Genomic DNA, 8172 nt, shown 5'->3' on the forward strand with positions numbered 1-8172 from the left:
CATGCTGTCGCGCGGCGCCCCCGGCAGATTACTGCGCCTGGTTGGCCGCTTCGGCGGCCATGATCAGGTCGGCGCCGATATCACCTTCGAATTTCTTCCAGACCGGCTTCATCGCGTCACGCCACTTGCCACGCTGCTCTGGAGTCAGGGTGATAATTTCAGTGGTTTTGGCCTTGATGATGTTCTGTTTGGCATCCTGGTTCAGTTTCTCTGCCTCCTGGTTCACCCGGGCGGTGACCTCGACGATGATTTTGTCCAGTTCGGTTTTTATATCCGGCGGCAGGCCCGTCCAGAATTTGGTGTTGGTGATCAACATGTAATCCAGCAAACCGTGGTCGGATTCGGTGATGTACTTTTGCACTTCGTGCATTTTCTGGCTGTAGATGTTCGAGTAAGGGTTTTCCGCGCCATTGACGACGCCGGTCTGCAAGCCCTGATACACCTCGGCGAAACTCATCTTGCGCGGATTGGCACGCACCGCCTTGAATTGTTCCTCGAGTACGGCCGAGGCCTGCACGCGGAATTTCAAGCCGCGGGCATCGCCCGGTTCACGTAACGCCTTGTTGGCGGACAGCTGCTTCATGCCGTTATGCCAATAGGCAAGTCCGGTGATGTTCTTGCTTTCCATCGACTTGAGAAGCCCCTGGCCTTGCGCACTGCGCTGGAAGCGGTCGACTGCCGAGATGTCGTTGAACAGGAACGGCAGATCGAATAGCTGCAGCTTGGGTGTGTATTGTTCGAACTTGGCCAGCGACGGCGCAATGATCTGTACATCGCCCGACAGCAGCGCCTCCATTTCCTTGCCGTCGCCAAACAGCGAGGAGTTCGGGTAAACGTCTACCTTGACCTTGCCCGCCAGACGTTCTTCCACGAGCTTTTTGAACAGCAGGGCGCCTTGGCCTTTGGGCGTCTGTTCGGCAACCACATGGGAAAATTTGATGACGATCGGGTCAGCCGCCAGCGCCAGGCTCGACGCGCCGAGTGCGAGTGCGCAGGCGACTGCGTTCCACAATGACTTGAGCATTCAGAGGTTCCTCTTGTTGTTATGTCGTGCCGTCCATGTCTGCAACGCAACCGCACGGTGGGCAAAAAGAGTCTAGGCAATAAATCACCATTGGTCGTCGGGACGGGTATTTCCGAGCGATATGGGCAGTCAGGATCGCCGGTGTAGACTGAGGGAGGTCACAAGGGGAGTGCAGCGTGAAATATAGAACAGCGTCTGTGGCAGATCCTGCGCTTGCCCTGGGGCCGGAGAGGGTTCGCCCATGATCGGCGCCGAGTTACTGTCACCCGAAACCCTCACGGTGGGGTGGTTGATCTATGCACCGGCGCTGATCTGGGCGATTGCGCGAGCGCCGTGGGTCGAGCTGTTCAGCGACAGCCGCCGCCAGCATCTGTTGTTCGGTACGGTATTCGCGCTGTTCATGCTGTGGCTGGTGCGGCGAGACTTCGATACCGGCGTGTCCTACCACTTCATTGGCATGACCGCCGTGACCCTGTTGCTTGACTGGCCGTTGGCAATTGTCGGCGGGTTGGTCGCGCAAGCGGGATTGGTGCTGCTCGGCCGCCAGGATCTGGCGGCGATGGGGGTCAATGGCGCGCTGCTGATTCTGCTGCCAGTGCTGATCACCGAGTGTTGCGCGATCCTGGTGGAGCGAGCGCAGCCGCGAAATCCGTTTGTGTATATATTCGTGTCCGGTTTTTTTGCGGCGGCGCTCTCGGCGTTGCTGTGTCTGCTGCTGGCGCTGTGGTTGCTGTGGTTCGACGAACGTTTTGCCATGCCCTATTGGCTGGAAGACTTTGTCGGCTACCTGTGGCTGATCATTTTCCCCGAGGCCTTTATCAACGGCATGGTGGTCAGCGCGCTGGTGGTGTTCTGTCCCGAGTGGCTGGAGACCTTCAACCGCACGCGCTACCTTTCTGCGCCGTGGAAAGACGACGACCCCAAGTCCTGAGCCCGCTCAAGCCTGGCATCGTCGAGCCCTGCGCAGGTCAGTGACGCGGCTCGAAATCTTCGCTGAACAGGTCGTCTTCGGCATCCGGGCTCACCGGAATCTTGTGTTCTTCCGACGCCCAGGCGCCCAGGTCGATCAGTTTGCAACGATCCGAACAGAACGGCCGGAATTTGCTTTCGGGGCTCCATTCCACAGGGGCGCCGCAGGTTGGGCAATCGACGGTTGGGGTTTGGCTCATGACTGGCCTCCACGCAAAGTAAGGTAAAAGTGATGCAGGCGTTCGACCTCGCTGTGCAGCCAGGCGAGGTCGCGGTCGTTGACCACCACATCGTCGGCATGGCTCAGGCGATCCTGGCGGCTGGACTGGGCCTTGAGGATTGCCTGGACCTGTTGTTCGCTGGTCTGGTCACGCTGCAGGGTGCGTTCGATCTGTAGCTGTTCGGGTGCATCGATCACCAGCACCCGTTGGGTCATGGCGTACTGACCCGACTCGATCAGCAGCGGCGAAACCAGAATCGCGTAAGGCGATTGTGCCTGGCCCAGATGATCAGCGATTTCCTTGGCGATCAGCGGATGCAGCAGTGCTTCGAGCCAGAGCCGATGTTCCGGTACCTCGAAGATCAGTTTGCGCAACGCTGCGCGATCCAGTTGCCCGTCAGGTTGCAGTACGCCGGGGCCGAAGTGTTCGGCGATCTTCGCCAGCGCCGGGCGCCCCGGTTCCACCACCCAACGCGCCGCGTGGTCGGCATCCACCAGGTGCACGCCCAGGTCGATGAAGTGCTGGGCCGCCGCGCTTTTGCCGCTGCCGATGCCGCCGGTCAGGCCGAGAATCCAGGGTTTTTCCACAAGGGTATTCATTTCAAACCGACAAACTGCCAATAGAAGTCGGTTATTTGACCACCCCAGAGCAAGGCAATCCAGCCGGCAATCGCCAGATAGGGGCCAAAAGGGATCGGCGTCGAGGTTTTCGCGTTGCGCATGCGCAGCAAGATCACGCCGATAACGGCGCCCACCAGGGACGACAACAGGATGGTCAGAGGCAGGATCTGCCAGCCTCCCCAGGCCCCGAGCATTGCCAACAACTTGAAATCTCCGTGGCCGATGCCGTCCTTGCCGGTGATCAGTTTGAACAGCCAGAACACCGACCACAGCGCCGTGTAGCCGGCTATTGCGCCCCACAGCGCGTCCTGCAACGGCACGAACAGGCCAAAACTGTTGACGATCAATCCGAGCCATATCAGCGGTAGCACCAGCACATCCGGTAATAGCTGGTGCTCGGCGTCGATCAGGCTCATGGCCAACAGGCCCCAGGTCAGGACCAGTGTCATGCACGCAGGCCAACCGAACCCGAAGTGCCAGGCGATGAACGCCGACAGCAGGCCGCAGGCCAGTTCGGTCAACGGGTAGCGTGTGCTGATCGACGTCTTGCAGCTTGAGCAGCGCCCTCGCAGCAACGCAAAGCTGAGCACTGGAATGTTTTCCCAGGCTCGGATCCGGTGGCCACAGTGCGGGCACTGAGAGGAAGGCAGTAGCAGGTTGTAAACCGGCAGGGGCGTTTCCTCGGGCAACCCCAGAATGTCATGGGCCTGCCCTCGCCACTCACGCTCGAGCATTTTGGGCAGGCGCCAGATGACTACATTGAGAAAGCTGCCGACCAGCAGGCCGACCACTGCGGCAATGACGATGAAGGCCAGCGGGTAGGCCGTGAGAATTTCGTTCAAGGGCATGTCAGATCGCAGCGCCGAGTTGGAAGATGGGCAGGTACATCGCAACCACCAGGCCACCGACGACGACCCCCAGTACCACCATGATGAACGGTTCCATCAGGCTGGTGAGGTTATCGACCATGTTGTCCACTTCGTCCTCGTAGAAGCTCGCGACCTTGTCGAGCATGTCGTCCAGTGCCCCGGACTCTTCGCCAATGGCCGTCATCTGGATCGCCATGTTCGGAAAGATGCCGGAGGTGCGCATGGAAAAATTCAGCTGCATGCCGGTCGACACGTCCTGCCTGATGCGCAGCACCGCACGCTTGAACACGACGTTGCCGGTCGCCCCCGCCACTGACTCCAGTGCCTCGACCAACGGCACGCCGGCGGCGAAGGTGGTCGACAGCGTACGGGCATAACGGGCCACGGCGGACTTGTACATCAACGTGCCAACCAACGGCAGTTTCAGCAGCCAGGTATCCGTCCGGTCGCGAAAGGCTTGCGAGGTCTTGAACGCGTGTCGCAGGCCGAAGACCGCTGCGATCAGTACGCCGAGCATCATCCACCACCAGTCCTGCATGAATTCCGACAGGCCGATGACCATGACGGTGAAGGCCGGCAGTTCGGCGCCAAATCCCTTGAACACCGACTCGAACTGCGGGACCACCTTGACCAGCAGAATCCCGGTCACGACGATCGCGACGAACACCACGGCGAGCGGATAGGTCATGGCTTTCTTGATCTTGGCCTTGAGGCTTTCGCTCTTCTCCTTGTAGGTCGCGACCCGTTCCAACAGGGTGTCCAGGGCGCCGGCCTGTTCGCCGGCATCGACCAGATTGCAGTAGAGCTCATCGAAATACTGCGGCTTTTTGCGCAACGCCGCGGCGAAGCTGTTCCCCGCCGCGACTTCCTGTTTCACCTCGTCCACCAGTTTGCGCATGGCCGGGTTATCGAAGCCTTCGCCGATGATGTCGAATGATTGCAGCAGCGGCACGCCGGCTTTCATCATGGTCGCCATCTGCCGGGTGAACAGGGCAATCTCCTGGGCCTTGATGCGCTGGCCAAGATTGAAGATCGAGGCGGATTTCTTGCGCACCTTGCCGGGATTGATCCCTTGTTTGCGCAACTGCGCCTTGATCAGCGCCGGGTTCTGACCGCTGAGTTCGCCGGTCATTTTCGAGCCTTTCCGGTCCGTGCCTTCCCAGGCATACACGCTGATTTTTGCTGCTTTGACCGCCATGTTCAGTCCTTGGTGACCCGGTTGATTTCTTCAAGGCTGGTGATGCCCTGCATGGCCTTGATCAACCCGGACGTGCGCAGGTCGTTGAACCCGTCCTTGCGCATCTGGGTATCGATTTCCAGCGAGTTGCCCTCGGCCATGATCAGCCGTTGCAATGCGGGTGTGTTCTTCACCACTTCATAAATCCCTACGCGCCCTTTATAACCGCCGTTGCAGTGATCGCAACCGACCGGTTCATAGATCGTGAACGAGCCGATGCGTTCCGCAGGAAAACCCTCCTTGAGCAGCGCCTCTCGGGGAATCTCGATCGGTCTCTTGCAATGGCTGCACAGTTTGCGTGCCAGGCGCTGGGCGATGATCAGGCTCACCGAGGTGGCGATGTTGAAGCCCTGGATGCCCATGTTGTGCAGGCGGGTCAGGGTTTCCGCAGCGCTGTTGGTGTGCAGGGTCGACAGCACCAGGTGCCCGGTCTGGGCGGCCTTGATGGCGATTTCCGCCGTTTCCAGGTCGCGGATTTCGCCGACCATGATGACGTCCGGATCCTGTCGCAGAAACGAGCGCAGCGCCTGGGCAAATCCCAGGCCCTGCTTCGGATTGACGTTGACCTGGTTGATGCCTTCCATGTTGATTTCCACCGGGTCTTCGGCGGTGGAAATGTTGATGTCCACGGTGTTGAGGATATTCAGGCCGGTGTAGAGCGACACGGTCTTGCCTGAGCCGGTGGGTCCGGTGACCAGAATCATCCCCTGTGGCTGCTTGAGCGCGGCCATGTACAGGTCTTTCTGGTCGGGTTCGTAGCCGAGGGCATCGATGCCCATTTGCGCGCTGGACGGATCGAGGATCCGGATCACCACTTTCTCGCCCCACAGGGTCGGCAGGGTGTTGACCCGAAAGTCGATGGACTTGCTCTTGGACAGGCGCATCTTGATCCGCCCGTCCTGGGGCCGACGCCGTTCGGAGATGTCGAGGCTGGCCATGACTTTCAGCCGCGAAGCGATGCGGTTGGCCAGTTGAATCGGCGGTTTGGCGACTTCGCGCAGCATGCCGTCGGTGCGCATCCGCACGCGGTAGGTTTTTTCGTAGGGCTCGAAATGCAGGTCGGAAGAGCCGCTCTTGATCGCATCGAGCAACATCTTGTGGACGAAGCGCACCACGGGTGCGTCATCGCTATCCTGGCCGGCGTCCCGATTGTTGTCGTCTACCGACTCGATGTCCACGCCATCGAGGTCAATGTCGGCCATGTCTTCCAGGCCGGTACTGTGGCTGTCGAAGAATTTCTCGATGGCGTCCGTGAGTTTTTCGTCTTCGACCAGAATGGCTTCGGTGCTGAGGCCGGTGCTGAACTGGATATCGTTGATGGCCTGGTGATTGGTTGGATCGGAAATCCCCACGAACAGCTTGTTGCCACGTCGCCAGAGGGGCAGGGCGTGGTGCTGGCGGATCAATTTCTCACTGACCAGGCCCCTGGGTTGGGTTTCCTTGTCCAGGCAATTGAGGTCCAGCAGAGCCATGCCAAAGTGCTCCGAGGCGATCTCGGCAACCTGACGGCTTTTCACCAGCTTGTTCTGCACCAGGTAGTTGACCAGGGAAATCCGGTTGCGCTGGGCTTGCTGATACGCCTGTTGCGCGCTTTTGTCAGAGAGCAGTTCGGCCAGGACCAATTGCTTGGCCAGGCCGCTAAGGGCGATGTCATTCATGGGGATACCGGACGCAAACAATGCATGACTTATAGCCTAGTCAAGCGGCGGAGCCAAACCTGTGGGGCTGAGGTGACAATAATTGTCAGATAGTGCGGATCCTGGGGGTAGGAAATGGCGATTGCCTCGGCTCAACCCCTGAAAGCAGCAGTTGACGGGTTTGGCATGGGCTGTGCTGTGGCTCATTCAGATCATGAGATTTTGACTCATGCATGGAGCTTGTCTATGAATACTCAGAAAGGTTTTACGCTTATCGAATTGCTGATCGTGGTGGCGATCATCGGGATTCTGGCGACGTTTGCGTTGCCGGCTTACTCGAAGTATCAGGCGAAGGCCAAGGTCACCGCTGGCTTGGCGGAGATTTCGGCGCTGAAGATACCATTTGAAGACCTTATGAATAACGGGACCAGTCCGGCGAATGTGGCGGCAATTGGTGGGGTTAGTCCAACTCCAAACTGCACGCTGACAGCGTCCGGTACAGCCACTGATGGTACTGGGACCATTGTTTGTACGATCGTTAACGCGCCTGCACCGGTTCTCGGCAAGACGATCACGCTGACGCGCTCGACGACTGGTTGGGTTTGTACCAGTACCGCGCAGCAAGACTTCTTGCCAAAAGGCTGTGCTGGCTCAGCCACATAACGCTTGAACGTTGCTGGAAATCTAAAGCCCCGCCCGAAAAGGCGGGGCTTTTTATTTCTATCAACATGCCGTATCTCGACAAACGAGAAAACCCCGACAATTCATGGCCTTAGGCCCACGCTAAAACCCGCAACTTGCATGTAGATAATTTCGAAGTCATGCATTTTGCATGATTTCGAAAATCAGGTGATTTTCTAAGTTTCTGATTTATAACGATTTGTTGGCTGTCTCAAACTTGGCACAGCGTTCGCAATATACCCAGTAACCCTGCTGACAAGACACGCAGCAGACTTTATGAAAAAACAGGAGTTACTCGTATGAAGAAGTTCGCTATCGCTGCCGCTACTGCTACCGCGCTGACCCTGACCCTGGGTAACGTTGCATTTGCCCAGACTCAAGCCACTCAAGCGCCAATGGTGCTGGCTGCCGGTGAAGTCACCGAAGCCAAAGAAGCTACTTCCGATACCTGGATCACCACCAAAGTCAAAGCAGACCTGGTCACCGAAAAAGGCATTCCTGGTACTGACATCAAGGTTGAAACCAACAAAGGTGTTGTTTCCCTGTCGTCTACCGTTGCCGTGACTGATGCACAGAAAGCCACCGCCGTGGCTATCGCCAAGAAAATCAAAGGCGTCCAAGCGGTCTCCGCTGACGGCCTGAAAGCCGAGTAAGGCAAGACTTCTCGCCTGGACCGGGAGAAGGCGCGGCAGACGGGCCGAGTCATACGCCTGCCGCAACTTGAGAGTTCATGCGAAAGGCCACAAGGACGTGGCCATTACAGGCCTCGGACATTCGTGTTCGGGGCCTGTTCTATTGGCAAAAGCAAAAGATAGCAGCTTCGACAGGTGTACGCCGATCCCCTGTAGGAGCCGGCTTGCCGGCGAAGGCGGTCTGTCAGTCAATAACAGTGTCGACTGACACACCGCCTTCGC

9 protein-coding genes are annotated in these 8172 nt (G+C 58.4%); 3 read left to right on the forward strand and 6 right to left on the reverse strand.

The window, feature by feature from the left end; all coding sequences use genetic code 11:
• Positions 1–28 precede the first annotated feature (28 nt).
• The gene (locus tag BZ163_RS10200; RefSeq protein WP_128870802.1) at positions 29–1024 is read right to left on the reverse strand and encodes a TRAP transporter substrate-binding protein; all 996 of its coding nucleotides are present in this window, start codon (positions 1022–1024) and stop codon (positions 29–31) included.
• A gap of 241 nt (positions 1025–1265) precedes the next feature.
• Between BZ163_RS10200 and BZ163_RS10205 the strand changes: the two genes are divergently transcribed.
• Positions 1266–1955 (forward strand): energy-coupling factor ABC transporter permease, encoded by a 690-nt coding sequence (locus tag BZ163_RS10205; RefSeq protein ID WP_128870803.1) that lies wholly within the window; start codon positions 1266–1268, stop codon positions 1953–1955.
• A gap of 37 nt (positions 1956–1992) precedes the next feature.
• On the opposite strand, the gene yacG is transcribed toward BZ163_RS10205, so the two are convergent.
• The 5 genes from yacG to pilB are packed head-to-tail and all read right to left on the reverse strand — an operon-like array spanning position 1993 to position 6598.
• Positions 1993–2193, reverse strand: a complete 201-nt coding sequence (gene yacG, locus BZ163_RS10210) for a DNA gyrase inhibitor YacG (protein WP_123367803.1) — start codon at positions 2191–2193, stop codon at positions 1993–1995.
• A complete protein-coding gene (gene coaE / locus BZ163_RS10215) occupies positions 2190–2813 on the reverse strand; it encodes a dephospho-CoA kinase (RefSeq protein WP_128870804.1) in 624 nt (207 codons plus the stop codon). The genes yacG and coaE overlap by 4 nt, the downstream gene beginning before the upstream one ends.
• The gene (locus BZ163_RS10220; protein ID WP_128870805.1) at positions 2810–3682 is read right to left on the reverse strand and encodes an A24 family peptidase; all 873 of its coding nucleotides are present in this window, start codon (positions 3680–3682) and stop codon (positions 2810–2812) included. Before BZ163_RS10220 ends, coaE begins: the two co-directional genes overlap by 4 nt.
• A gap of 1 nt (position 3683) precedes the next feature.
• Entirely contained in the window at positions 3684–4901 is a 1218-nt protein-coding gene (locus BZ163_RS10225) for a type II secretion system F family protein (RefSeq protein WP_128870806.1), read from the reverse strand.
• A 2-nt stretch (positions 4902–4903) separates the two neighbouring features.
• The gene (pilB, locus tag BZ163_RS10230; protein WP_128870807.1) at positions 4904–6598 is read right to left on the reverse strand and encodes a type IV-A pilus assembly ATPase PilB; all 1695 of its coding nucleotides are present in this window, start codon (positions 6596–6598) and stop codon (positions 4904–4906) included.
• A gap of 225 nt (positions 6599–6823) precedes the next feature.
• Between pilB and BZ163_RS10235 the strand changes: the two genes are divergently transcribed.
• Positions 6824–7240: a pilin gene (locus BZ163_RS10235; protein WP_128870808.1), complete on the forward strand. Its 417-nt coding sequence runs from the start codon at positions 6824–6826 to the stop codon at positions 7238–7240.
• A 317-nt stretch (positions 7241–7557) separates the two neighbouring features.
• The gene (locus BZ163_RS10240) at positions 7558–7911 is read left to right on the forward strand and encodes a BON domain-containing protein (protein ID WP_128870809.1); all 354 of its coding nucleotides are present in this window, start codon (positions 7558–7560) and stop codon (positions 7909–7911) included.
• Positions 7912–8172 lie beyond the last annotated feature (261 nt).

Origin of the sequence: Pseudomonas sp. VI4.1 (genome assembly GCF_002029345.1) — a bacterium.
In the GTDB taxonomy this organism is placed as follows: Bacteria; Pseudomonadota; Gammaproteobacteria; order Pseudomonadales; family Pseudomonadaceae; genus Aquipseudomonas.